Source organism: Acidaminococcus massiliensis (genome assembly GCF_900095825.1).
Taxonomy (GTDB): domain Bacteria; phylum Bacillota; class Negativicutes; order Acidaminococcales; family Acidaminococcaceae; genus Acidaminococcus; species Acidaminococcus massiliensis.
Map to the genome: position 1 here is coordinate 2,258,570 of NZ_LT608315.1, position 24,394 is coordinate 2,282,963.

The window sequence follows — 24,394 nt, forward strand, 5'->3', positions numbered from 1 at the left end:
CTGCGATGAGGAGGACCGGACCTGCATCCAAGCCGAACAGAGCTGAGTCTGGTGTCCCACGGCCCCCTTGGGGGCCGTGTCTGACATCTTACCACTCCCCCTCTTCCTTCTTCACTATCCCAACAATCCACTCCTGTACCGCCCGGGCGGTTTCTGGGTTGAAAGGTTCCCCGGTCCGGTTGTTGTTGGAGATCACCCGCACGGCTCCGAAAGGGACGCCGAAACGGGCTGCCGTTTCCCCGGCTGCCGCTGTTTCCATCTCTTCGCACAGGGCTCCTGTAGCTGTTTCCAGCTGCCGGATGGTATCCGGGCAGTCGTTCCACCGGTCTGCCGAAGCAATGGTCCCCAACAAGACCTGTCCCTGGGTATATTTTCCGGTCATCTGATCCAGCCACCGAACAGCTGCCTCACTGCACCGATGGTAAAAAGGCCGTTCTCCGGTGAACCCGCTTTCTTTGCTTTCCCCTTCCAGGGCCTCCAGATCCAAGTAATAGTCCTTCCCATACCGGGACTGGAACAGGGCATTGGCATTGAACCAACGTTCTCCCACTACCAGATCGAAGGGATGGAGATCTTCCGGGTAGCCTCCCGCCGTCCCCTGGTTCAGCACCAGCGACGGTTGGAAAACCGCGCACCCTACAGCCGTCGCCGCTGCTGCAGCGGCTGCCCCGATGCCCGTCCGGCTCAGGACCACTGGCTGGTCTCCCAGCTTCCCTTCCCAGAAAAGGAATGTCCCGTATTGGAAGCTCCGGCAGCCCGTCAGGGCCCCCCGCAGCTGGGCGATTTCCAATTCCATGGCTCCCTGCAGTAAAACCGGCTTTCCCCCTTGGAGAAAAGCCGGTTTTTGCTTGTACCCTTCCATCTCCTACTCCAAGGTCAGAGCGAATAAGGTGTCCACCCGCACGCTGACCGTCAGGGCTTTGGGTGCCAACTGGGTAGGCGTCGCCTCATCTTCTGCTGCCATTTTGTTCATCCGGGCCAACAGAACGGGCTGAGCTGCCACTACGGAACTAGAGGGTACGCTGGCCTGCCGGAGCACGCCAAGACCTCTGCCCCCTGCATTGGCCACTGTCTGGGCAGTATATCTGGCGTTCTCCACCGCCTCACCCAGCAGCTGCCGTTTGATCAGGTCTTCATTCTGGAGGCCGAACCGGACCCCATTCAGCCGATTGGCGCTTTCCAGCCCTTTGTCGATGAGAGTTCCCAGCTGATCCAGGTTCTTCTCCTTCACTTCCCAGGCCCCGTACACCTGATAGCCTGCCAGTTTCTGGGTGCCGTTCTTCTGGTATTCATACCGAGGAGCCACATTGTAGCTGATGGTGGCAATATCGTCTCGAGCCACTCCCTGGGCCAGCATGGTATGGATGAATTTCTGGCTGGCCTGGGCCCCGGCTTCCCGGACTTCCTCCAGCGTGGCTCCCTGCTTCTCAAAGGCAAAATTTACCGTGGCCATATCCGGATCCACCGTACGGCTGGCCGTTCCCGTGATCTGGATGGTGTCCAAAGGCTGGTCAGCCCAGGCCGGTGTGGCGTGGAGGCTGAAAGCCAGGACTGCTGCTGCAAACAAAGCTCCGAATTTTTTCATAGAATCACCCCATAAGAATTATGTGAACACAGGTATTATAGCACACTTCTGAAGAAAAATGACCGATCAGTCACACTTGTCCTGTTTTTCCCCGGCGGATTCTTCTTCCTGGACCTTCTGCCAGGCCGGGCAGTCCCCGCTGAGTGCCCCATGGCATTCCTTCATGCTGCTGCGCTGGGTCTCCACGATTTCCCGGGTCACATCTCCCAGGGTGATCCCCTTCAGATGTTCCATGCACAGACGGTCCAGATCCCGGTACAGGGCATCGAATACCGAAGACATCCCGCTGCTGATGAAGCAGTTGTTCTCTTCATTGCCGCTGCGCCATTTGGTATCCACAAAGACCGTACCCATGCCCTGGGCAATCTCATACAAGGTGACTTTTTCCAACCCTTCACAGGGACAGTAGCCTCCCACATGGCCTTCCCGGGTGGTTATGATGCCCATTTTCTTCAATTTGCCCATGATTTTCCGGACCCGCGCCGGGTTGGTGCAGATGTTTTCCGCCAATTCCTCGCTGGAAGCCAGGCACCCCCGATGAGACAAATAGACTAACGCATGGACAGCCACAATAAAATCACTTTTCATGATTGCTCACAAAGCAGGCCGGATCCATCCAGCCTGCTCCTTCCTCCTCTTATTTTTCATTCAGGTATTCTTCTGCGAAATGGACAGCCACCGCCCCGTCAGCTGCAGCAGTGATGATCTGCCGGACTGCTTTGGTCCGCACATCCCCTGCCGCGAACACCCCGGGCACAGAAGTCTTCGTATCTTCTCCAGCAATGATGTAGCCTGCCTGATCAGCGGCCACCTGCCCTGCAGCCAAGCTGCTCTCCGGCAGCTGTCCGATGGCTACGAAAAGTCCGTCCGCCCGCAGTACCCGGGTTTCCCCGGTCTTTACATCTTTCAGTTCCACAGCAGTGAGCTTCTTGTCCGCCTGGAGCCCAGTCACTACACTGTTCCAGATGATTTCCACACCGGCATCTTTCAGCCGCTGGAGATAGATGGGAGTGGCCCGGAGAGTATCCCGCCGGTGGACCAGATAGACTTTTTTCGCCAGCTTGGCCAGGTACAGGGCGTCCCCTACTGCTGTATTGCCGCCACCGTTGACCACGACGATCTTATCCTTATAGAAGCTGCCGTCACAGGTGGCACAGTAAGCCACGCCGCGGTTCACCAAAGCCTCTTCCTGAGGGATCCCCAATTTCCGGGGATGGGCCCCGGTAGCCAAGATCACCGTTTTTCCCAGGAAAGTCCCTTCGGAAGTTTCTGCCACTTTGGGATCGGCCAAAAGATCCAGACGGGTCACATCGGCATAAATCGTTTCCGCTCCGGCCTTTTCAGCCCCTTCCTGCATCCGTTCTCCCAATTCGAAGCCGTCCACTACACCGGGAAAGCCAGGATAGTTTTCCACGTCGCTGGTAGTGGCCATCTGTCCGCCGGGTGACAGCTTTTCCAGCACCGCTGTGGAAAAACCGCTCCGGGCTCCGTAAAGAGCCGCCGTATAGCCGGCAGGGCCCCCGCCGATGATCAGGATATCATAGACTTTGCTCATAATACCCCTTTCTCCTGGAGCCAGGTCTTCACTGCCGCTTTGGAGGGCGGGTTCACCAGCAGTTCACTGCACTGGCCGCCCTTCACCAGCATCAGGCTGGGGATAGTCTCGACCTTGTACTGTTCTGCCAATTCCCGTTCTTCATCGATGTTCACGCCGCCAAAAGAAACCTTGTCGGCAATTTCCATGGCCAGCTGGCCCAGTGCCGGTTTCAGCCGTTTGCAGTAACCGCACCAGGGAGCGGAAAAGCCCACTACCATCGGTTTGCTGCTTTGGAGTACCTCTTTGTCAAAATTATCTTTCGTAATATGTAAGAATTCCATCAAAATGACCTCCTTGAAGGATCCCCTTGGGATCTTTAATACTGTAATTCTAGCAAATACAGTTAAGAAAGTCAAGAGGGGGATGCCGGCTCTCGGCATCCCCTTCTTTGTCAGCAGTCAACAGTCCCCTATTTCCCCTCATGTGTTCCCAGCTGGATGGTGATGCAGGCAGCGATGAGAAGGGCATATACGTAGTAGCAGTATTTCATCACGTCCAGGGGAGAAGTGCCTGCCAGCTGGGTGACGATCAGCATCCCCCCGTCGTGGGGCATGACGCACAGAAAACTGCAGGCAAAGATATCCACCAGGCTGGCCAGCCGCTTGGGAGCAATATCGTACTTTTTCCCGATGACCTTGGCAATGGGGCAAGTGACGATGATGGCGATGGTGTTGTTCACCATGGCCGCTGAAAGGATCCCTGAAAGGAGGCCGATGCCGTATTCCGCCCCTTTCCGGCCGTGGATCCAGCCGGTGATCTTCGCCACCAGCCATTCTACGCCCCCGTAGTACCGGACCAGGCCGATGATCCCAGAAACCAGGATGGCCACCATACTGATGGAAAACATATCCGCCATCCCATCTCCCAGACCTTTGGACCAGGTAAAGATGTCCACTGTTCCCTGGGCAAGGCCGATGATCCCGGTCAAAAGGATCCCCCCGAACAGCACCAGAGCCACATTGATGCCCATGAGAGCCATCACCAGGACCACCACATAGGGCATACCTGGAAGATGTCGTAATCCCCCACCTGGATGCCGCCCTGGACCTGGCCGCTGACCAGATAGAACAGCACCAGGCTCACCAGGGCCGCCGGCAGAGCGATGGCAAAGTTCATCCGGAACTTGTCCCGCATTTTGGATCCGCACCCTTCTGCTGCTGCAATGGTAGTATCAGAAATCATGGAAAGGTTATCCCCGAAATAAGAGCCGCAGATCACTGCCGCGCACACAGCAGCTGCGTTGAGCCCAGCTCCCTGGGCCACCCCGATGGCCACCGGCGCCATGGCTGCAATGGTCCCCATGCTGGTGCCGATGGCGGTGGAAATGAAGCAGCACATGAGGAACACCCCAGGGATCAGGAAAGAAGGCGGGATGAACTGGAGACAGAAGTTCACCACGGAAGTCTTGCCCCCGATGGCGGCCGCCGCTCCCTGGAATCCTCCGGCCAAAAGATAGATCAGTACGATCATCATGACCCCGGGATCTCCCATGCCGGTACAGTAGACCTTCAGTTTTTCGTCAATGGGGCCTTTTTTCCAGAGATAAAACGCCGCCAATGTCCCGGCCAGAAGTGCCACGTGCCGAGGCAGGAAACTGAAAGGTTTCGGGACCCCCATGAGGGTAAAACAAAGTCCGCAGCCAATGTACAGACCCAGGAACACCAAAAGGGGCAGGAAGGCCAAGCCCCCCAGATTGCGGCCATCGTCGTTGTGATTCATCATCGTTTCCTTTCTAAAAAAAAGGCTGTTGCCTGCGCAACAGCCCCGTCAATGCTCAATGGTCAATTGTCAATGGCCGAAGCCAGGTCCTTTTATTTCGCTCCTACGGCCTTCAGCACATCATTGGTGATGTCCACACCGCCGTCCACTACGGCACCGGCACTCAGCACCGTGTTGATGCCTTTTTCCTTGGCCACTTTATGGACAGCATCCAGGATCTTTTTCCGGATGGGATCGAACAAATCCTGTTCTCTCTTGGCGATCTGTTCCGTCAAGGTGTTATCCAGAGCCCGTTTGCCATTGTCATCCAAGCTGGGTGCCTTTTCCTGGAATTCCTTCTGGGCCTTCTGCTGTTCCAGGCTCATGGCAGCCCGGGCAGAAGCGAAATCAGGATGGTTGGAGAACACCTTATTTAAATCCACATAGCCGATGGAGTCAGCCGCATAAGCCGTAGCCGGTACCAGAGCGCCGGAGTATCCAACACACACCAGCAATGCCATAACCAGTGCCATAAATTGTTTTTTCACGTAAAATCATCCTTTCTGTGAGCAAACTTACAAAGTTGCAAAAAGAGAATCTAACAGGAGTCATTATATCATGAGTGGTTTTTGGACGCAAGCGGAAAAGGGGGTGTGAAAGAATTCACACCCCCGGTCGCTTGCCTGGTCGTTCAAGCCGTTTGCTCTTTTCCTACAGTATGATAGAAGAAAATCCGCAGGGATCAGCAAAACTGAATCTTCGGTCTGCACCAACAAGCCCGCGGCTCTCACGCCAGCTCATATCCCGCGTCTTCGATGACTTTCTTGAATTCAGCTTGGGGGATATCCCGGTCCGCAGTCACTTTGGCCGTGCCTTTTTCCAGGTTCACTTCTACGGCAGATACACCGGCCATGGCCGCCAGGGCATCATGGACGTGTTTCTGGCAGTTGACGCACATCATTCCATTGACTTTCAGTTCTTTTTCCATTGTAATTTCCTCCTTCAAGGTCTACAGGCAATCCAACCTTTTTTCACTTTTTTCATTTCATCAGTTTCTGCAGGGTTTCGCACAGCTCATCCACTACAGAATCATCCCCCGCCCGGATATCGTTCACCACACAGCTTTTGATGTGGTTGGCCAGGAGCTTTTTATTGAAGGCATTGAGGCCGTTGGTGATGGCACTGACCTGGGTCAGGATGTCCACACAGTACCGGTCCTCCTCCAGCATTTTTTTCACTCCCCGCACCTGGCCCTCGATCCGGTTCAGACGGGTGATCAGGTCCTGATAATCCTTGCAGTCTTTATCCCGCACTGTCTTCAGATGTTCCATGGTACTATACCTCCGTTACGTATATTGTAGACGGAAGAAAAGGGATTGTCAAGATGACAATCCCTTGATTTCTGCAGCCTAGCAGCAGAAATCAGTCAGAAGTCGGAAGTCTGGAGTCAGAAGCCTTTGGACAGAATCTGCCTGGCTGGCAGATTCTTTTGATTGTATAAAACCTCCGCTTTACATCTTCAAAGAATTTGCCTGCAAATTTTACCTTTGGCTTCCGACTTCAGACTCCGGACTCCAGACTAAGCCGCTCAGCGGCTCAGTCCACCGCCTCACAGCACTTGGCACAGAGAGTAGGATGCTTGGGATCCTGGCCCACGGTCTTGCTGTAGCACCAGCACCGTTCGCACTTCTGCCCTTCGGCGGCTTCCACCACCACTTTCAAGTCGTCCCGGCCAGTGGCTTCTCCAGCATCGGTGAGCCCTTCGTGGACCACTGCCTGGGACACGATCAAGAGGGTGGGCAGATCCTTTTCTACGGCCTTCAGTTCCGCCAGGGCATCCCCGGTGGCATACAGTTCCACCTTAGCGTCCAGGGAATGGCCGATGGTCTTGGCCCGACGGGCACCTTCCAGCACCTTGGTGATTTCACCCCGGATAGCGATGAAGGCATCCCATTTGGCTTTCAGGTCTTCCTTCACATATTCCGGATGAGCCTGAGGCCAAGGCAGCATCTGCACGCTCTTCGGCGCATCTGCCGGCTTGTTCATGTATTGGTACACTTCTTCCATGGTGAAGCTCAGGACGGGCATCAGCATCACCATCAGTTCCCGGAGGATCTGGGTCATGGCAGTCTGGGCGGACCGGCGGGCCTGGCTGTCCTTCCGGCTGGTGTACAGACGGTCTTTGATGATGTCCAGATAGAAGGAGCTCATATCCACAGTGCAGAAATCGTGGATGGCATGGAACAGCACATGGAAGTCATAGGTCTCATAAGCTTCGGTGACTTCCTTCTTCAGGGCTTCGAAGCGCATGAGGGCCCATTGATCCAGTTCTTCCATTTCTGCAAAAGGCACCTTTTCTGTTTCGTAATCGAAATCATGGGTATTCCCCAGGATGTACCGGATGGTGTTCCGGACTTTCCGGTAGGCTTCTGCCAGCTGCTTCAAGATCACAGGAGAGATCCGCACATCCTGCTTGTAGTCAGAAGAAGCCGCCCACAGCCGGACGATATCGGCCCCATACTGGTCGATGACTTCCTGAGGCACTACTACATTCCCCAGGGATTTGGACATCTTCCGGCCTTCCCCATCCAGCACGTAGCCGTGGGTCAGTACGCTCCGGTAAGGAGCCTTGCCGGTGACGGCCACACTGGTCAAAAGGGAGCTCTGGAACCAGCCTCTGTGCTGATCGCTGCCTTCCAGGTACATATCCGCCGGCCAGCTCAGTTCCGGACGGCGCTTGCACACCCCCATGTGGGAGGAGCCGCTGTCGAACCACACGTCCATGATGTCCTTTTCCTTCCGGAAGTGGGTGCCGCCGCATTTGGGGCATTTGATCCCTTCCGGCAGCAGTTCTTCGGCAGTGTGGTTCCACCAGGCATCGCTGCCTTCTTTATCGAAGATGGTGGCGATCTTTTCCACCGTCTCTTCGTTGATCAGAGGTTCCCCGCAGTCTTCACAGTAGAAGATGGGGATGGGTACGCCCCAGACTCTCTGCCGGGAAATACACCAGTCATGCCGGTCGGCCACCATGTTGTGGATCCGGGATTCGCCCCAGCTGGGGATCCACTGGACGTCTTCGGCGATGGCTTTCAGGGCTTCATCCCGGAACCCGTCCACAGAGGCGAACCACTGCTCGGAAGCCCGGAAGATGATGGGGTTCTTGCAGCGCCAGCAGTGGGCGTACTGGTGATGGATGTTCTTCTTGCCCAGGAGCACGTTCTGTTCTGCCAGATGTTTGATCACCAGGCCGTTGCTGTCAAAGACGAATTTGCCTTGGAGCAGTTCCCCTGCTTCCGCAGTGAAACAGCCCTTCTGGTCCACCGGACACAGGATGGGCAGTTTGTATTTCAGGCCGGTGAGATAGTCCACATCCCCATGGCCGGGAGCCGTGTGGACGCAGCCGGAACCGGATTCCTTGTCCACATAGTCCGCCAGCACCACCAGGGATTTCCGGTGGTCGTATTCCGGGAAGGGATGTTCACATTCCGCATATTCGAAGGCACGGCCTTTGGTGGTGCCCAGCACAGGGCCGAATTCCACGCCGCATTCTTCTGCCACTTTGTCCACCAGGTCCGCTGCCATGATCAGCACTTCCCCGTTGTATTCCACCCAGGCATAGTCGAAATCCGGGTTCAGTGCCACAGCCACGTTGGCAGGAATGGTCCAGGGGGTGGTGGTCCAAATCACCATATAAGCCTTTTTGCCCTTGGCTGCTTCTGGAGTCAGGCCGTTATCCTTCACCAGGGGCATCTTCACAAAAATAGTCGGCGTCTTCTGGTCGGCATATTCGATTTCTGCTTCTGCCAGAGCCGTTTCGCAGTGAGGACACCAGTAAACAGTCTTTTTGCCTTTATAGATGTAGCCTTTGTTGGCCATGGTGCCGAACACCCGGATCTGTTCTGCTTCAAAATGAGGATCCAGCGTCACATAGGGATGGTCCCAGTCACCCAGCACGCCCAGCCGTTTGAAATCTTTCCGCTGGGTATCGATCCACTGGAGGGCATATTCCCGGCACATTTTCCGCAGTTCCACCGGCGACAGTTTGTGACGGTCCACCCCGGTGGCCTTCAGGCAGGCGTGTTCGATGGGCATGCCATGGGTATCCCAGCCAGGGACATAAGGGGTATCGTACCCCTGGGCATATTTATATTTCACGATGATGTCCTTCAGGACTTTGTTCAGGGCATGGCCCATGTGGATCTTGCCGTTGGCATAGGGAGGTCCGTCGTGGAGGACGAATTTCTTATGGCCTGCATGGAGTTTCTGCTTTTCTCCATAGATATCATTTTTATACCAGAAATCCAGGAAATCCGGTTCCCGTTTGGGCAGCCCTGCCCGCATGGGGAATTCCGTTTCCGGCAGATTCAGGGTCGCAGCGTATTTGTCGTCTTTTTTACTCACCGTTCTACACCTCCAAAAAAATAAGTCCCGTCCCCCGAAAGGGACGGGACAAAGGGCCCGTGGTACCACCCTCATGACAGCTTGGCTGCCACTCTCTATGAGATAACGATCATAACCCGGGTCCACCTACTGCTGGTTCGATGACCGGCTCCAGAGTGATCTTCTTCCCAAAGGCCTCCTGCCCGGGCTCCCACCCTCCCCGGATCGCTGTACCAGCCTTCAGGCGTACTGTCTCTTTCATCGCCTGTTGGTTTAAAATTCGTGTCTATTATACACTTCTTATACAGAGAGGTCAACTGGAAAAGGAGCGGGCTGCTTCAAACATCACGATTCCCCCGGCCACGGCCACGTTCAGGCTTTCGGCCTGGCCGGCCATAGGGATCTTCACCTTCTGGTCCGCAGCGGCGAGGATCTCCGGGGAGACCCCTTCCGCCTCACTGCCCAGTACCAGGGCGGTCTTTGCCGGCCACTGGAGCTTCGTCACGTCTTCCGCCCCTTCCAGGGCCGTAGCCCATAGGGCGTATCCGTTTTTCCTGCACCAGGTTTCCATTTCCCCAGCCTTGACTCCAGTGTACACCGGCAGATGGAACAAGGACCCCATGGTGGACCGGACCACTTTGGGATTATACAGGTCGGCGGTATCTTCCAGCAGCACCACCCCAGCTGCCCCCAGGGCGTCGGCGGTGCGGATCAGGGTCCCCAGGTTCCCCGGGTCCCGGATCTGATCCAGCACCAGCACAAGCCCCCGCTCCGGGGCAAAGCTGTCCAGATTTTCCTGGCGGATCTCCACCAGGGCCGCCACGCTCTGGGGGTCTTCCGTAGCTGTGATCTTCTGGAGCACCGGCAGGGGCACTTCATACCAGGGCAGAGCGCTTTCTTCCGCCCGGCGTTCCCAGCCTTCCGGCAGCCGGGTAAAGAAGAGGGCCCGGAGTGTCCAGCGAGAAGCAAGGGCTTCTTCCACTGCCCGTTTCCCTTCCAGCAGGAACAAGCCCTCCTTCTGGCGGTATTTTTTCATTTTCAGGGAAGCTGCCCGCTTCACCAGATCATTCTTCAACGATGTCAGGGTGCTGATCATATGCCGTCCTCCAGGGCTTCCACGCTTTTCCGGCTGCCGATGACCACCAGCAGATCCCCTTCCAGGAGGGGCTTGGTGGGTTCCAAGGTCATTTCCGTGGTACCGTCCGCATGCTTGATGGCCACCACATTCACCTGGTATTTCTTCCGCACATCCAGTTCTGCCAGGCTCTTCCCTACCACCTTCCGGGTCAGGTTCACTTCCATGAGGCAGATGTTGTCAGAGAGTTCCACGAAATCCAAGATGTTGGTATAGGCCAAGTTGTGGCCCACCCGGCGGCCCATGTCCCGTTCCGGATAGATGATCTTGGTAGCCCCCAATTTTTCCAGCATCTTCCCATGGAGGGCATTGGAGGCCTTGGCCACAATGGTCTTCAGCCCCGCTTCCCGGAGCAGCATGGTAGCCAGGAGGCTGGGTTCCAAGGTCCCGATGGCCACGATCCCTACATCGAAATTCCGGATGCCCAGGCTGTTCACGGTCTTTTCGTCGATCACATCGCAGACCACTGCATGGGTCAATTTGTCCGCCATGTTTTCCACTACATCTTCATTGTTGTCGATGCCCAGAACCTCATGGCCCAGGGCCGTCAGGGTCTCTGCCACACTGCTGCCGAAGCGGCCCAGCCCCCAGACGATAAATTGCCGTTTGTCTTTCATGATGACTCCTAACCGATGATGATATTTTCCTTGGGATAATGGATGTGTCCCGAAGGCTTGTTGGCCGCCAAGGCCAGGGCAAAGGTCATGAACCCCACCCGCCCGGCATACATGGACAGGATCAGGATGATCTTGCTGGCGGTACAGATATGCTGGCTGAGCCCGGTGGAAAGCCCCACTGTGGCATAGGCCGAGACCACTTCAAAAGCCGCCGCCAGGAAGGTGGTATCTTCCAGGCAGGTAAGGGCCAGGATGGCGAATACCACCCACAAAAGGGACATGCTGGTAATGGCAAAAGCCTGGAACATGGTCTCGCTGGTGATCCGCCGCCCGAAGATCTCACATTCCCCCCGGCCCCGGACCACCTGCCAGATGTTCAGGAGCAGCAGGGCAAAGGTGGTGGTCTTGATGCCGCCCCCAGTAGATGCCGGTGACGCTCCGATGAACATGAGCAGGATGGTGAAGATCATGGTGGGGACCCGGAGACTGTTCAGGTCCACCGTGTTGAAGCCCGCTGTCCGGGGGCTCACCGACTGCATGAAACTGGCCCAGAAGGCGTCGTTCCAAGAAAGTCCGGCCAAGGTTCCCGGATTGTCTTTTTCCAACAGGGCAAATCCCACCATGCCACCCACGATCAAAAGGATCGTACTGGTCAGGACCATCTTGCTGTGGAGCTTCAGTTTCCGGAAATCCCGGTTCTTCACCACATCCCGCATGACTGCGAACCCCAGCCCTCCCAGGATGATGAGGAAGCAGATGGACAGGTTCACCACCGGGTCCCCCACATAGGCCGTCAGGCTCTGGTAGTGGCCGAACAAATCGAAGCCAGCGTTGCAGAAGGCGGAAACCGCATGCCAGTACCCGTAGTAAATCCCTCGGATCCCATACTGGGGCCAAAATCGGAGGGCCAATACTGTACCGAAGAAGCCCTCGATCACCGCTGTGTATTTGGCGATCCGCAGGCTCATCCGCACCACCCCATCCAGTTCATCTTGGTTCAGGGAAGCTTGGATGTTGAGCCGGGACTGGAGATCGATCTTTTTCCGCAGGAGCACCGAGAAAAGGGTGGCGAAGAGTACCAGCCCCAGACCTCCCAGCTGGATCAGGGCAATGATCACCAATTGGCCGAAGGTGGAAAAATACGTCCCTGTATCCACCACAATGAGCCCGGTGACGCAGGAGGCGGAAGTAGCGGTGAAAAGGGCGTCCACAAAGGACAGGGAAGACCCTTCTGCACTGGAAAAGGGCAGCATCAGCAAAAGAGCTCCAGCCAGGATCAGCCCGGCAAAAGTCAGGGCGATCAGCTGGGAGGGAGAAAAATGTCTGATCTGGTTCAAGACCCCTCCACCTTATTTCCGGACCATTTCCCTGGTGATTTCTTGGAGAGAAGCGGCCCCGCACATTTCCATGGTGTCTGCCAGCTCAGCCCCCAATTTGGCTGCCAGGAGCCCAGCGCCTTCTTTGCCGCCCCCATAGACCGCATTGACGAAAGGACGGGCGATGAGCACCGCATCGGCCCCCAGGGCCAGGGCTTTGAATACATCCACCCCGCTGCGGATGCCCCCATCCACGAAGATCTTCAGGGTGCCGCCCACCGCCTGAGCGATTTCTTCCAGCACTTCCGCCGTTGCCGGGCTCTGGTCCAACACCCGGCCCCCGTGGTTGGACACCACGATGGCTGCCGCGCCGGCTTCCCGGGCCTTCAGGGCCCCTTTGACGCTCATGATCCCTTTGATGATGAAGGGCAGACCAGCATCTTTGATGATGGCCTTCATTTCCTCCACGGATTTGCTCCCCGCAGGAGGCACGAAGTTCTTCAGGAAGGGCAGACCGGCTGCATCTACGTCCATGGCCACCGCAAAGGCTCCGGATTTTTTCACCAATTCCATTTTTTCGGCAATCATCTGGGCATTCCAAGGCTTCACCGTAGGTACCCCCACGCCTCCGCAGGCTTTGATGGCGTCCGTGGCTCCCTGCATCACCATGGGATCCATGCCGTCACCGGTGAAAGCGGCAATGCCGGCTTCTGCACAGCCGGGCACCAGTTCCGCATTGTAGGTCACATCATTGTATTTGTCGCTGTAATGCATGGCCACAGCCCCCACCGGGCCGGCAAAGATCGGATATTTGAAGGAGCGGCCGAACAGTTCGATAGAAGTATCCACCGGCCGTTTCTCACAGAGGGTATCCATGACGACCCGGACTTCCTGCCATTTGGCATAGTTCCGGATGGCTGTATCCCCCACTCCTTTGGCACCGGGCCCCGGGATGGTATTCCGGCAGGCGACCCCGTTGCACACCGGGCATCCCTTGCATTTTCCCAGACACTTTCTGGCATTTTCCATGACTTCCTTGAAATCCATACCTGTCACTCCCCTGTGTATAAAGAGGCAAAGCCTCTTAGATTCGATTCCTATTATACCACATTGCAGCCCTGGGATTAGTGATTAAGTGGTTTTCTTCCCTCTGCACTCTTCACTTTATCCCTTGCACTTCCCCCAAAAATACGCTATAATACCCATACCAATTGGATAGTCCCTTCCTGCGGATGGCACAGGGGTAGGAAGGATCATGAGGACCTGGCATTGTAAAATGTCCGGTCCTCTTTTTAATGTTCTACCTGGCACATTCTATGATGAGGTGATTGTATGTCAAACGCAAGCAGAGTCTTTCAAGAATTGTTCGCCGGTGTCATCGGCATGGGCGACTGGACCGTCTGGGTCATGCTGGCCATCGGCGCCCTGCTGATCTGGCTGGGGGTCCGCAAGGGATACGAACCGGTCCTATTGTTCCCCATGGGGGTGGGTTGCATCCTGGCCAATATCCCCGGTCATTTCGCCGTGATGCCCACCAGCGGCGGAGAACCTGGCTTCCTGACCGTCCTGTATCAGATGGGGATCGCCAATGAGCTGTTCCCGGTGCTGATCTTCATCGGGATCGGCGCCATGTGTGACTTCACCCCCCTGCTCCGGGCCCCCTACATGATGCTGTTCGCTGCGGCTGCCCATCTGGGGATCTTCGCCGCCACCCTCTGTGCAGCCCTGGCAGGTTTCCCCTTCAATGAAGCTGCTTCCATCGGCATCATCGGAGCCGCCGACGGCCCCACCACCATCTTCGTGGCCCAGAAATTTGCCACCGAGATGTTGGCGCCCCTGACAGTCACCGCCTTCTGCTACATGTCCCTGGTGCCCATCATCCAGCCTCCCGTAGTAAAGCTGCTGACCACCAAGGAAGAACGACTGATCCGGATGCCCTATCAGGAAGAAAAGCCCGTCTCCCAGGCAGCCCTCTTCCTGTTCCCGCTTATGGTCACCCTGATTGCCGGGATCATCGCCCCCATCTCCGTACCCCTGATCGGAGCCCTGATGTTCGGGAACCTGCTGAAAGTGTCCGGCTGCTGTGACAGCCTGTCCAACTGTGCCCAGAATGAACTGACCAACCTGGTGACCCTGCTCCTGGGGATCACCGTAGGAGCCACCATGACCGCGGAAAACATCCTGACCCTCCAGGTCCTGAAGATCCTGGCCCTGGGTGCGGTAGCTTTCGTATTCGATACGGTGGGAGGCCTCTTATTCGCCAAACTGGCCAACTTGTTCCTGAAGAAAAAGATCAATCCCATGATCGGGGCCTGCGGCATTTCCGCTTTCCCCATCTCCGGACGGGTCATCTCCAAAATGGCCTTGAAGGAAGATCCTACCAATTTCATCATCCAGCAGGCCATCGGCGTGAATGTGGCCGGTCAGGTAGCCAGCGTGGTTGCCGGCGGCCTGGTCATGGCCCTGATCCCTGTGCTCATGTAAAGGAGGCAAAGAGATGGATTCCGTTACCGCATCTTTGGAACTGCTCATCATCGCTTATCCCCTGGTGTTCGTGGTCATGGCCCTTTTCGCCGGCCTGACCTGGGGCTTGACCAAACTGTTCCCGGCGAAAGAATGAAAAAGGGTGTGCTGCACATTGCGTGCAGCACACCCTTTATTTTTCAGCCCAACAGAGATTTCACCATGGCATTGACCCTCTGGCCGCTTGCTTGGCCTTTGGCTCTGGCCATCACAGTCCCCATGACCTTGCCCATATCCTTCATGGATTTGGCACCGGTCTTGGCAATCGCCTCTTCCACGATGGCTTTCAGTTCGTCATCGCTCAGCTGCTGGGGCAGATACTTTTTCAGCACATCGATTTCCTGCTGATTCTTCTCCACCACATCCGGCCGATTGGCATCCTTGACTTCTTTGATGGTATCTTCTCTTTGTTTGACTTCCTTCATGATGACCGCCAGGACGGCATCATCATTCAGCTCTGTCTTTTCGTCAATTTCCTTATTCCGAATGGCAGCCCAGACCATACGCAAAACGGCCAGCCGAAGCTTGCCGTTTTCCCGGTCTTTCATGGCTTGTTTCATGTCGGTTTGCAGAATCTCTCGTAAAGACATCTTCTACGCCCCCAAATCAAGTCCCTGAAGATTATCTGGATTTGCGTTTTCTAGCAGCTTCAGACTTCTTTTTCCGTCTTACGCTGGGTTTTTCATAATGTTCGCGTTTTCTCACTTCGGACAGAACGCCAGCTTTCTGCGTAGCCCGTTTGAAACGGCGCAGAGCGCTATCCAAAGATTCGGTTTTGCCAACTCTGATCTCAGTCATCTATATCCCTCCCTCCACGATCTCTTTCGGGAAGTGTAATTTAACATTAACACCTAGTCATTATACCTTAGATTTATGGTCTCTGTCAACAGAAAATCCGCAATCTTCAGCAGGGAGGCCAGCCCAGTTCTTTTCCGCCCAGGATGTGGATATGCAGATGGGGCACGGTCTGTCCCCCTTCCACGCCGGTGTTCACCACAATCCGGAAGCCTTTTTCGGCAATGCCCAGTTTCTTCACGATTTCCGGCAGTACCTTCTTCACATGGACCAGGATCTCAGGGGATGCGGTGAGGATATTCTCCGTATGTTCCTTGGGAATCACCAGCACATGGACCGGCGCCCCGGGATTCAGATCGTTGATCACGATCACCTGGTCATCTTCGTAAACCCGTTTGCTGGGGATCTCCCCGGAAACGATTTTGCAGAATACGCAGTCAGTCACAGTCTCACCCCCTGTTCATGGAATATCTTATATTATATCACCCTTCAGCCCGTCCTCAAAGAGCTTTTCTAAGCGAACGGGAGAAATTTTTCCCTTCATGTTTTCCGGACTGTCCGCATACACCCGCACATATCCGGGAGTGAGGCCTTCCCACAGGCCGTTCTTCTTGTTCCGGCGCTCCCAGAGCACGGTGCTTTCCCGGCCGATCTGTTCCTGCCGGTAAGCCAGGTTCCCTTCCTTATCCACTTCTTCCAGCCGGTGGACCCGGTCCTGTTTTTCCTGGTTGGAGATCTGGTCCGGCATCACCGCCGCCGGAGTCCCCTTCCGCTGGGAATAGGGGAAAATGTGGATCTTGCTGAACCGGCACTGGCGGATAAAATCCAGGGAGGCCTGGAAGTCCGCTTCCGTCTCGCCAGGAAAGCCCACGATCACGTCGGTGGTAATGGCCACATGGGGCACCAGGCGCCGGATCTTCTCCAGCAGCTGGGCGAATTTGGCCGTGTCATAGGGCCGGTGCATCCGTTCCAGGGTGCTGTCGCAGCCTGCCTGGAGAGGCAGATGGAGATGGGCGCACAGCCGGGGCTCTTGGGCCATCAGTTCCAGCAGGGCATCTTCCACTTCCACGCTTTCCAAGCTTCCCAACCGCAGCCGGGGCACCTGGGGCTGTGCAGAAAGAGCCGCCTTCACCGCGTCGGACAGATGGGGTCCCCCGGGGATTTCCTTCCCGTAGCAGCCCAGATGGATGCCGATCAGGACGATTTCCTTGTACTGCTCCGCCGTCAGTTTGGCCACTTCTTCCCGGATGTTTTCCAGGGACCGGGAGCGGAGATGGCCCCGGGCGTAGGGGATGATGCAGTAGGCGCAGTACTGGTCGCACCCTTCCTGGATCTTCAGGAAGGCCCGGTTCCGGCTGGCATCCACCGCCGCATCCAGTTCTTCGAATTCCCGTCCCACCGGCAGGTCGTGGACCGCATTGATGGGGGCTTCTTCCGGGCTTTCTCCCAGCCGTTCCTGGACCAGTTCCACCACCTTGCTCCGGTCCTGGTTCCCGATGATCAGGTCCACCCCGTCGATGTGGACCACTTCGTCAGGAGAAGTCTGGGGATAGCAGCCGGTGACCACGATGAGAGGCTTGGGGTCCCGTCGGGCCGCCCGGTGGATGATCTTCCGGCTCTTGCTCTGGCCCATGTTGGTCACCACGCAGGTGTTGATGAGACAGATGTCCGCCGGCTCCTCGAAATCCACGATCTCATAGCCCGCATCCCGGAACAGTTTCTCCATGGAAGCGGTATCCGACTGGTTCACCTTGCATCCCAGTGTATAAAAAGCGATTTTCTTCATGCTGTGTTTTTCTTATCCTCCCAAATTCCCTGTTTCGTACATAATGGCCGTAAGGGTGGCCAGAGCCGCCGTTTCCGTCCGCATGATCCGGGGCCCCAGGCTCACCGAATGCCAGCCCAGTTCCTGGGTCAGGGCGAATTCGTCCTTGGAGATGCCCCCTTCCGGACCGATCAGGAAGGCGATGGAGGTTGCTTCCTTATGGGCCGCCAGCACCTCCCGGATGCCCCGGGTGTCTTCCACTTCATAGGCCACGATCTTCAGTTCCGCCGGACACTGGGTCACTATGTCCCGGAACCTGGCCGGCAGGGCCACCTGGGGAATGATGTCCCGCTTGCTCTGCTTGGCCGCCGCTTCGGCGATTTTCTGCCACCGTTCCTGCTTTTTGGCCGCCTTGGCCGGGTCCACCTTCACCACCGAATGGTCCATGATGGCCGGGCGGATCTCCGTGACCCCCAGTTCGATGGCCTTCTGGATCACCCATTCCAGCTTGTCCTGTTTGGGCAGCCCCTGGATCAGGGTCACTTTCACCGAAGGTTCGTGGCTTTTTTCCAGGGTTTCCACCAGAGCCAGGTCCACCCGGTTTTCCCCGAAGCCGGTGATCTTCATCACTGCCGCCACCTGGTCCAGGCTTACGATCTGGAGCTGTTCCCCCAGCTTCATCCGCAGCACATGGGTGATGTGGTGGGCGTCCTGGCCGTCGATGGACATGGTTTCCCCGAAATCCCGGGGTACAAAGAACCGGTACACGTCAGCCTTCCTTTCCCATGGTCACGGCACACCAGCCTGCCTTCCGTTTCACATCCAGGAAGGTGAAGCCGTTTTCCCCAGCCGCTTTTTCCACATCCGGCAGCCGTTCCTCGATGATGCCGCTGGCCAGGAACCGGCCGTTCTGCCGCAGCTTCACCGCCACTTCCGGGAGCACCAGGATGATGATGTCCGCAATGATGTTGGCAATGATCAGATCCGCCTGGCCCGGGGTGCCGTCCAGCAGGTTCCCCTGGTTCACGGTGATCCGGCTGCTGAGCCCGTTCTGGGCAATGTTCTCTTGGGCCACTTCCACGGCCTTTTCGTCGATGTCCGCCGCATGGATGGTCTTGGCCCCCAGAAGAGCCGCCGCCATAGCCAAAATGCCGCTGCCGGTGCCCACATCGAACACTTCACAGTCCGGTGTCACCAGGTCTTCCAACCGTTGGATGCACATGCTGGTGGTGGCATGGGTGCCGGTGCCGAAGGCCATTCCCGGATCCAGGGCGATGACCTTTTCGTCCCCCTGGGGGGCATAGGTTTCCCAAGAAGGTTTGATCACGATCTTCTTCCCCACTTTGGTGGTGTGGAAGTACTGTTTCCAGGTGTTGGCCCAGTCCTTTTCGCTGATCTGCCGGAACAGGGTGGGGCCGAAGCGGAATTTCCCGATCCGGCCTTCGATCACCTGGAGGCCCTGTTCAATGGCGTCCAGTTTCTGCTGGAGCTGGTCGTTTTCCGGGTAGTAGGCAGAAACGGTGACCACTTCCGTATTTTCCTGATGGGGGATGTCGCACAGTTCCCAGGTGGCACTTTCCCGCAGCTGGTTCAGCAGCAGAGGGTCTTCGATTTCCACCCCGTTCCGGGCCCCCACCTCCCGGAGCAGATCTGCCACAGCCTCTACGGCCTCATGGGTAACTTTTATGCTAACTTGCAGCCAAGATTCCATATGTAACGCTCCTTTGTACAGATATCATATTATTATACCATATTACGTTGGTGGGGGGAAGGTGGATAAGTGGAAGACGTCAGATTGCCCGTAATAAGCAGGACGGGCCTCCATCCGATTCAAAGAAAGCTGACGTCTGACATCTCAAGGCCTGTCAGGGCGGTATCTGATATCTTTTGATGCATTGACTACTGACAGGCACACAAAAAGGACTGCCGCAGCAGTCCTTTTTGTGTGCAACCTCAATTAAATCTCACATACACCGCCTTCAGGTCTTCCAGCCCCAGGCCCATTTTCTGGAACCCGGTGTGGAGGGCCGCTTCGGACAGTTCCTTGTTCTTCTTCGGATCCCCGGCTTCCAGCAGCTGGAGGGCTGCTGCATCCACAGGATGGATATTGAAGGAGACGCCGTTGTACACCAGCCGGTAGGTCCCTTCCCCGCCCGGCAGGGTCAGGGTGGTGGTGTATTCCCGGTGCTGGGTCTTTGCCTGATCCGGTTCCGGCAGCCGCATGCCGCTGGGAGTGATCTGCACCTTCTCCGGCAGGCTTTCCACGTCGAAGGTACCGTAGTTGGTCACCTTGCCGTCCAGTACCTTGAAGAAGGGGATGGATTTCTTTTCCCGGTACCAGGTCCGTCCGCCGTCCCGATGTTCCTCTTCGCCCCGGAAATCGTCCATGGAAGGTTCTTCCACTTCTCCTTTCCCTTCGGGCACCGGATTGGGTCTGTCCGGCGTGATATCCGGCTTCACCGGTCTTTCCACCGGGGTGATGGTCACCGTGGCGTCCCCGCCCAGGATGTTGTAGTTCTTCAGGAAGTCCAGATACTGATTGGTGGTTTCCGTAGTGAACTCATACCGTCCCGGAGCGTTGGTGTAGGAATTGTTGTCCAGGTACGCATTGCCGTAGGACCCGTAGTTGAACTTCAGGTCGGATACGTTCTTTGCGTCCCCGTTGGTGAGGCCCGTCACTCCGGATGTGGTGAACTTCACAGTGCCAAAAGGCGTAGTCACGTCTTTGGTAGTAACGGTCAGGTCCGCCTTCTTGACGATCACATCCCCGGTAATGGTGACGAGGTAGTTTTTCCGGGCATCGCTGCCATTTTCATGGACGATCCCGCCTCCGTCAGATTCCAGGTCATTTTTGTAGATCCCGGCATCCGCCGTAGTCCGGCCGGCCCGGTTGGTTTCATAGGCCCCGCCGGCTTTGGGGGTCATGGTGAGCCCAGCGGTGGAAATGGTATCCCCATTCACCAGTGGCGGCGTAGCGATTTCCTTGAAGGACCGGTCCGCCGAACCGTAGGTCTGGATCATCTCATTATCCACGGTGATGGCCACCGGGGTCAGGGTCATGGTCCCTTCGGACAGTTCCAGATTGTAGTTCTTCAGCGTGTCTTTATCCAGCTGGGTATCGATCCGGTAGCTGTCCAGGCTGCCGTCCGCCTTGTACTTCACATCATTGGTCCGAGTGTCGCTCAGCAGGGCCTTAGAGGTGTTGTGGATGCCGATTTCAGAAACCAGATCCGCCAAGTCATCCCCGTTCTGTTCCCCGGTGACTTCCGTTTGCTTCAGGTCCGCTCCCACTTTGTCCGCGGCCCCGTAAGCTTCGGTGTAGTCCCCCACCTTCAGTTTCAGGGTGGCCTTGTCGATGGAAGCATCGGCTCCGTCGATCTTTACGGTGTAGTTCTGCAGGGTCTTCTCTGTAGTCCCGGTCAGTTGATACCCAGTGCCTGCATCCTGGGTCTTGGCGCCCTTGGCGATCTTATCCGGATCCGTAGCGTCCCCGGTATTGGTGTAGGTGATATCCCCGTTGGCAATGGCTTTCGTCACTACATCCGTGCTGTCCCCGTTGGCCATCTCCAGCTTACTGGCGTCGTAGCCGTACTTGCCGGTATCGAAAGCCGTACCGTAGGTAGTGGATACGTCGTTGAGCTTCAGATGGATCTCTGCTGGGGTGACAGTGGATGTCCCATCCACGTAGGTAACATCATAGTTGTTGGCTGTATCGCCGGCAACCGTGAAATTCCCGATCAGCTTCCAGTCCCCCACGTCCTGGGTCTTTACCTTGTCGTTATTGGCATCGGTCTTTTCCCCGGTGTTGGTGTAAGTGACGCTGATCTGGTTGTTCTTCAGGGTTTCATCCGTATCTCCGTTGGCGTTGCCGGAAATGGTGTAAGTGTACTTCGTCTTATCGAAGCCCGTACCGTAGACCGTGCTCACGTCTCCTACGGTCAGGGTCAGTTTGGCCTTCTTCACCGTAGAAGTCCCCGGGTTCACCACTTTGATGTTGTAGTTGTCCAGGGTCTTGGCAGTGCTGCCGGTAATCTGGTAACTGCCTGCGTTCTGGGTCTTGACATTTTCGTTATTGGGATCGGATTTCGCCCCGCCGTTCACATAAGTGAAATCGCTGTCCTGGAGGACATCGGTGATGGCCGCTGCGGCATCCCCGTTGGTCAGCCCCTGCAGATCTGCCGCATCCTTTTTGTACCCATAGGTGCTGCTGTCGAAGCCCTGCCCATAGGTAGTGGAAACGTCTTTCAAAGTCAGGGTCAAGTCCGCCTTATCCACGGTGGAATCAGCCCCGTCGATGAACACCTTATAATTCTGCAAGGTCTTCTCCGTGGTCCCGGTCAGTTTGTATCCTGTTCCTGCGTTTTGGGTCTTCACATTCTCATTGTCCGGATCCGCAGCGTCCCCGGTGTTGGTGTAGGTGATATCCCCGTTGCCAATGGCTTTCGTCACTACATCCGTGCTGTCCCCGTTGGCCATCTCCAGCTTACTGGCATCGTAGCCGTACTTGCTGGTATCGAAAGCCGTGCCGTAGGTGGTAGATACGTCGTTGAGCTTCAGATGGATCTCTGCTGGGGTGACAGTGGATGTCCCATCCACGTAGGTAACATCATAGTTGTTGGCTGTATCGCCGGCAACCGTGAAATTCCCGATCAGCTTCCAATCTCCCACATCCTGGGTCTTTACCTTGTCGTTATTGGCATCGGTCTTTTCCCCGGTGTTGGTGTAGGTGACGCTGATCTGGTTGTTCTTCAGGGTTTCATCCGTATCCCCGTTGGCGTTGCCGGAAATGGTATAGGTGTACTGGCTCTTGTCGAAGTCATTTCCGTAGACTGTGTTCACGTCCCCTACGGTCAGGGTCAGTTTGGCCTTTTCCACCGTGGATTTCCCATTGGTGATATGGACGGTATAGTCAGAGAGTTCCTTGCTGGCAGCCCCCTGGAGTGCATAGGTCCCGGCATTCTGGGTCAGGGCCCCATTGGCAATCTTGACCGGATCGGTGGCATCCCCGGTGTTGGTGTAATTCAGGAACTTTTCTCCCAGAACAGCATCCTGGGTATCCCCGTTCACCAGTCCGCCTTTTGCCGTATCAATGGTGTAGGTATACTTGTCCGTGTCAAAGGCCGTCCCATAAGTGGTGGACACATCCCCCACCGTCAGGTAGAGATCCGCCGGGTTCACCGTGAGGGTGCCGCTGCCGGTGACCTCATAGTTGGCCGAAGCATCGCTGCCGTCGCTGGCCTTTATCTCTGCACTGGAAGTCAAGTATTGCTTATCATAACTGCCTACGTGGGCCGTATCGTTGCTGCCCTTGCTGTCCGCATAGCTGCCGTCGGTGGCAATGGTATATTGGATATCGCCCAGCTTATCTCCGTTTACCAGCTGGGTTTTGTCGTAAGAAGGCGTCCCATTGGTCACTGCAGTATTGCCATAGGTCTGGGTGCCATCGGTGCTGATGGTCAAGGTCTTCCGGAGAATTTCGATATCCCCATTGACCGTTTTCAGGTCATACCCGTTCAGCGCCTTGGCCCCATTTTCATCTACATGGAATACATAGAAGGCCTTTTTCCCATCAGAAGCCGTCTTGTCTTCGTCCCCCTGGGTCCGGGTGGCCCCTGCCGCTGCCCCATCACTGGAAACAGCCACAGCATCCGTCCCGGTTTTTGTCCCATCAGAACTGGTCACGTAGGTCAGATAGTCGGCTTCCTTGAAATTGCTGAACTGGGTCACATCGATATCGCTGCCGTTGGAATCCTTATAGGTGGCCGAGGTGCTCAGCAGATCCCGCAGCTGGTCATCGGTAAGGGTATCCCCGTAGGTCTTCTGTTGGCTGCCCCCGGAAATGGTGATCACCGGAGTCACCTGGAAGATGAACTTGTTGCTGCTGGTATCCGTATAGTCCGTAAGGGTATTGCCGGAACTGTTGCCGAGTACCGTGCTGTTGGCATCGGATTTGGCCGTCCACTGGGCATTGGTACCGCTGATCAGATTGCTGCCCAGGCTGGTACCGTAGTCGCTGGGGGAATTCACATAGACCTGCCAGGTGCCTCCGGTACCGGTGGTGATGGCAGATGTGCCGGTGGTGCTGTTCACCAGGGACCCCTGGCTGCCTTGGGCATCCACCACCACGGCTCCTTCTGCAGTGCTGGCTGCGGCCAGAGTACCTTCCGTGGCTTCTCCCTTGTAGTCCACCCCGGTGCCCAAAGTGATCCGTCCCTTATCTCCGGTGGAAGTGAGGCTGATCTTCCCGCCGTTCAGGGTGTTATTGCTGTCGGTATACCCGTTAGATTCCACCCCGTGGACTGTCAGATCACCGGCCGCTTGGATGGTCACACTGTCCAGCTGGAAGGCGGTGTTCTGATACCCATCGGTACGGGTGGCGATGTCGCTGGCAGAAGAAGTGGTATCCGTGGTGCCGGAATGGATTTCCCCGCCTACCGATACGGTGCCCCCGGAAAGGTAGACCCCATGGTCCGCATAGATGGTGCCGTATTTGTAGTTGGTGGCTGTATTCTTTTCATTCCCGATGGTCACAGCCCCGGTGCTTTCGATATTCACCGTATCCAGGGCCTTGCCCTTCCCGATATCCCCTTCTAGGCTGACAGTGCCAGTGCCGGCTTTGATGTTCAGGCTGGAATTGGCCAGGTTGGTTTCCTTGATGAAGCCTACGGTGGTATCCCCGCCCATGGCCGCATCGTCCCATTTGCCGGTGGTGCCATACCCTACGGTCAGGAAAGGTGCACTGTTGTCCGGCTGGGAACGGGTCTTGTTCCCGTCTTTATAGGTATCCCAGTTCACATACCCATAAACGGTTTCTCCATAATTCCCCGTCTTCCAGTTGGAATTGGCATTGCTGTAGAACTGGGTCCCCTTTCCATTGTTGGCTTCCCCTTCGGGACCGGTGACCCAGTACATCCCATCCTGATAGGTAGGATCATCGGGCATGCCGTAATAGGAATAGACCAACTATATAAAGTCAAGCCAAT

General features: G+C 56.3%; 22 protein-coding genes and 1 pseudogene. 2 read left to right on the forward strand and 21 right to left on the reverse strand.

All coding sequences use genetic code 11. The annotated features are described in order from the left end of the window. Positions 1-88: 88 nt before the first annotated feature. The 14 genes and pseudogenes from BQ2657_RS10850 to BQ2657_RS10915 all read right to left on the reverse strand — a co-directional run bounded on the left by BQ2657_RS10850 (position 89) and on the right by BQ2657_RS10915 (position 13,375). A complete protein-coding gene (locus tag BQ2657_RS10850) occupies positions 89-862 on the reverse strand; it encodes a 5'-methylthioadenosine/S-adenosylhomocysteine nucleosidase (RefSeq protein ID WP_075580624.1) in 774 nt (257 codons plus the stop codon). 3 nt (positions 863-865) lie between these two features. Then, positions 866-1,585 (reverse strand): SIMPL domain-containing protein, encoded by a 720-nt coding sequence (locus tag BQ2657_RS10855; protein WP_075580625.1) that lies wholly within the window; start codon positions 1,583-1,585, stop codon positions 866-868. Between the two features lie 66 nt (positions 1,586-1,651). Then, positions 1,652-2,173 (reverse strand): RrF2 family transcriptional regulator, encoded by a 522-nt coding sequence (locus tag BQ2657_RS10860; RefSeq protein ID WP_075580626.1) that lies wholly within the window; start codon positions 2,171-2,173, stop codon positions 1,652-1,654. 49 nt (positions 2,174-2,222) lie between these two features. Further along, complete coding sequence (gene trxB, locus BQ2657_RS10865) at positions 2,223-3,140, reverse strand: thioredoxin-disulfide reductase (RefSeq protein WP_075580627.1); 918 nt, start codon at positions 3,138-3,140, stop codon at positions 2,223-2,225. Next, the gene (locus tag BQ2657_RS10870) at positions 3,137-3,463 is read right to left on the reverse strand and encodes a thioredoxin family protein (protein ID WP_075580628.1); all 327 of its coding nucleotides are present in this window, start codon (positions 3,461-3,463) and stop codon (positions 3,137-3,139) included. Before BQ2657_RS10870 ends, trxB begins: the two co-directional genes overlap by 4 nt. Positions 3,464-3,591: 128 nt before the next feature. Then, a pseudogene (locus tag BQ2657_RS13785) lies at positions 3,592-4,901 on the reverse strand (Na+/H+ antiporter NhaC family protein). Positions 4,902-4,993: 92 nt separating this feature from the next. Beyond that, on the reverse strand, positions 4,994-5,428 hold the full coding sequence (locus tag BQ2657_RS10880) for an OmpH/Skp family outer membrane protein (RefSeq protein ID WP_075580629.1): 435 nt from the start codon (positions 5,426-5,428) through the stop codon (positions 4,994-4,996). A 239-nt stretch (positions 5,429-5,667) separates the two neighbouring features. Further along, positions 5,668-5,868, reverse strand: coding sequence for a heavy-metal-associated domain-containing protein (locus BQ2657_RS10885; RefSeq protein ID WP_075580630.1), 201 nt, complete (start codon positions 5,866-5,868; stop codon positions 5,668-5,670). Positions 5,869-5,920: 52 nt separating this feature from the next. After that, positions 5,921-6,211: a metal-sensing transcriptional repressor gene (locus tag BQ2657_RS10890; RefSeq protein ID WP_075580631.1), complete on the reverse strand. Its 291-nt coding sequence runs from the start codon at positions 6,209-6,211 to the stop codon at positions 5,921-5,923. 265 nt (positions 6,212-6,476) lie between these two features. Beyond that, positions 6,477-9,221, reverse strand: a complete 2,745-nt coding sequence (gene ileS / locus BQ2657_RS10895) for an isoleucine--tRNA ligase (RefSeq protein WP_222704335.1) — start codon at positions 9,219-9,221, stop codon at positions 6,477-6,479. Positions 9,222-9,573: 352 nt separating this feature from the next. Next, positions 9,574-10,356, reverse strand: a complete 783-nt coding sequence (locus BQ2657_RS10900) for a TrmH family RNA methyltransferase (RefSeq protein ID WP_075580633.1) — start codon at positions 10,354-10,356, stop codon at positions 9,574-9,576. Then, positions 10,353-11,012: a potassium channel family protein gene (locus tag BQ2657_RS10905; RefSeq protein WP_075580634.1), complete on the reverse strand. Its 660-nt coding sequence runs from the start codon at positions 11,010-11,012 to the stop codon at positions 10,353-10,355. Before BQ2657_RS10905 ends, BQ2657_RS10900 begins: the two co-directional genes overlap by 4 nt. A gap of 8 nt (positions 11,013-11,020) precedes the next feature. After that, positions 11,021-12,349: a TrkH family potassium uptake protein gene (locus BQ2657_RS10910; RefSeq protein WP_075580635.1), complete on the reverse strand. Its 1,329-nt coding sequence runs from the start codon at positions 12,347-12,349 to the stop codon at positions 11,021-11,023. A gap of 12 nt (positions 12,350-12,361) precedes the next feature. Further along, positions 12,362-13,375 (reverse strand): alpha-hydroxy-acid oxidizing protein, encoded by a 1,014-nt coding sequence (locus BQ2657_RS10915; protein ID WP_075580636.1) that lies wholly within the window; start codon positions 13,373-13,375, stop codon positions 12,362-12,364. Between the two features lie 285 nt (positions 13,376-13,660). Here BQ2657_RS10915 and BQ2657_RS10920 point away from each other — a divergent pair, with 285 nt between their 5' ends. Both BQ2657_RS10920 and BQ2657_RS13455 read left to right on the forward strand, forming a co-directional pair. Then, complete coding sequence (locus tag BQ2657_RS10920; protein ID WP_075580637.1) at positions 13,661-14,812, forward strand: sodium ion-translocating decarboxylase subunit beta; 1,152 nt, start codon at positions 13,661-13,663, stop codon at positions 14,810-14,812. A gap of 13 nt (positions 14,813-14,825) precedes the next feature. Further along, complete coding sequence (locus BQ2657_RS13455; protein ID WP_261796511.1) at positions 14,826-14,948, forward strand: hypothetical protein; 123 nt, start codon at positions 14,826-14,828, stop codon at positions 14,946-14,948. 43 nt (positions 14,949-14,991) lie between these two features. Here the strand turns inward: BQ2657_RS13455 and BQ2657_RS10925 are convergent, their stop codons facing one another. From BQ2657_RS10925 to BQ2657_RS10955, 7 genes are all read right to left on the reverse strand, one after another. After that, on the reverse strand, positions 14,992-15,441 hold the full coding sequence (locus BQ2657_RS10925) for a GatB/YqeY domain-containing protein (RefSeq protein WP_075580638.1): 450 nt from the start codon (positions 15,439-15,441) through the stop codon (positions 14,992-14,994). 31 nt (positions 15,442-15,472) lie between these two features. Further along, the gene (gene rpsU, locus BQ2657_RS10930) at positions 15,473-15,649 is read right to left on the reverse strand and encodes a 30S ribosomal protein S21 (RefSeq protein WP_012938095.1); all 177 of its coding nucleotides are present in this window, start codon (positions 15,647-15,649) and stop codon (positions 15,473-15,475) included. A gap of 106 nt (positions 15,650-15,755) precedes the next feature. Further along, positions 15,756-16,091: a histidine triad nucleotide-binding protein gene (locus BQ2657_RS10935; RefSeq protein WP_075580639.1), complete on the reverse strand. Its 336-nt coding sequence runs from the start codon at positions 16,089-16,091 to the stop codon at positions 15,756-15,758. 27 nt (positions 16,092-16,118) lie between these two features. After that, entirely contained in the window at positions 16,119-17,432 is a 1,314-nt protein-coding gene (gene mtaB / locus BQ2657_RS10940; protein WP_075580640.1) for a tRNA (N(6)-L-threonylcarbamoyladenosine(37)-C(2))-methylthiotransferase MtaB, read from the reverse strand. A gap of 12 nt (positions 17,433-17,444) precedes the next feature. Further along, a complete protein-coding gene (locus tag BQ2657_RS10945) occupies positions 17,445-18,179 on the reverse strand; it encodes a 16S rRNA (uracil(1498)-N(3))-methyltransferase (protein ID WP_075580641.1) in 735 nt (244 codons plus the stop codon). Position 18,180: 1 nt separating this feature from the next. Then, entirely contained in the window at positions 18,181-19,122 is a 942-nt protein-coding gene (gene prmA, locus BQ2657_RS10950; RefSeq protein ID WP_075580642.1) for a 50S ribosomal protein L11 methyltransferase, read from the reverse strand. Between the two features lie 242 nt (positions 19,123-19,364). Further along, a complete protein-coding gene (locus BQ2657_RS10955) occupies positions 19,365-24,374 on the reverse strand; it encodes a beta strand repeat-containing protein (RefSeq protein ID WP_143224882.1) in 5,010 nt (1,669 codons plus the stop codon). Between the last annotated feature and the right edge of the window lie 20 nt (positions 24,375-24,394).

Bases quoted from the DNA above. Each gene is read 5' to 3' on its own strand.
- BQ2657_RS10900 (WP_075580633.1), bottom strand. From the start codon at position 10,356: ATGATCAGCACCCTGACATCGTTGAAGAATGATCTGGTGAAGCGGGCA.
- BQ2657_RS10890 (WP_075580631.1), bottom strand. From the start codon at position 6,211: ATGGAACATCTGAAGACAGTGCGGGATAAAGACTGCAAGGATTATCAG.
- BQ2657_RS10870 (WP_075580628.1), bottom strand. From the start codon at position 3,463: ATGGAATTCTTACATATTACGAAAGATAATTTTGACAAAGAGGTACTC.
- BQ2657_RS10850 (WP_075580624.1), bottom strand. From the start codon at position 862: ATGGAAGGGTACAAGCAAAAACCGGCTTTTCTCCAAGGGGGAAAGCCG.
- BQ2657_RS10915 (WP_075580636.1), bottom strand. From the start codon at position 13,375: ATGGATTTCAAGGAAGTCATGGAAAATGCCAGAAAGTGTCTGGGAAAA.
- BQ2657_RS10920 (WP_075580637.1), top strand. From the start codon at position 13,661: ATGTCAAACGCAAGCAGAGTCTTTCAAGAATTGTTCGCCGGTGTCATC.
- rpsU (WP_012938095.1), bottom strand. From the start codon at position 15,649: ATGACTGAGATCAGAGTTGGCAAAACCGAATCTTTGGATAGCGCTCTG.
- ileS (WP_222704335.1), bottom strand. From the start codon at position 9,221: ATGCGGGCAGGGCTGCCCAAACGGGAACCGGATTTCCTGGATTTCTGG.
- prmA (WP_075580642.1), bottom strand. From the start codon at position 19,122: ATGGAATCTTGGCTGCAAGTTAGCATAAAAGTTACCCATGAGGCCGTA.
- BQ2657_RS10855 (WP_075580625.1), bottom strand. From the start codon at position 1,585: ATGAAAAAATTCGGAGCTTTGTTTGCAGCAGCAGTCCTGGCTTTCAGC.
- BQ2657_RS10885 (WP_075580630.1), bottom strand. From the start codon at position 5,868: ATGGAAAAAGAACTGAAAGTCAATGGAATGATGTGCGTCAACTGCCAG.
- BQ2657_RS10905 (WP_075580634.1), bottom strand. From the start codon at position 11,012: ATGAAAGACAAACGGCAATTTATCGTCTGGGGGCTGGGCCGCTTCGGC.
- BQ2657_RS10860 (WP_075580626.1), bottom strand. From the start codon at position 2,173: ATGAAAAGTGATTTTATTGTGGCTGTCCATGCGTTAGTCTATTTGTCT.
- BQ2657_RS13455 (WP_261796511.1), top strand. From the start codon at position 14,826: ATGGATTCCGTTACCGCATCTTTGGAACTGCTCATCATCGCTTATCCC.
- mtaB (WP_075580640.1), bottom strand. From the start codon at position 17,432: ATGAAGAAAATCGCTTTTTATACACTGGGATGCAAGGTGAACCAGTCG.
- BQ2657_RS10925 (WP_075580638.1), bottom strand. From the start codon at position 15,441: ATGTCTTTACGAGAGATTCTGCAAACCGACATGAAACAAGCCATGAAA.
- trxB (WP_075580627.1), bottom strand. From the start codon at position 3,140: ATGAGCAAAGTCTATGATATCCTGATCATCGGCGGGGGCCCTGCCGGC.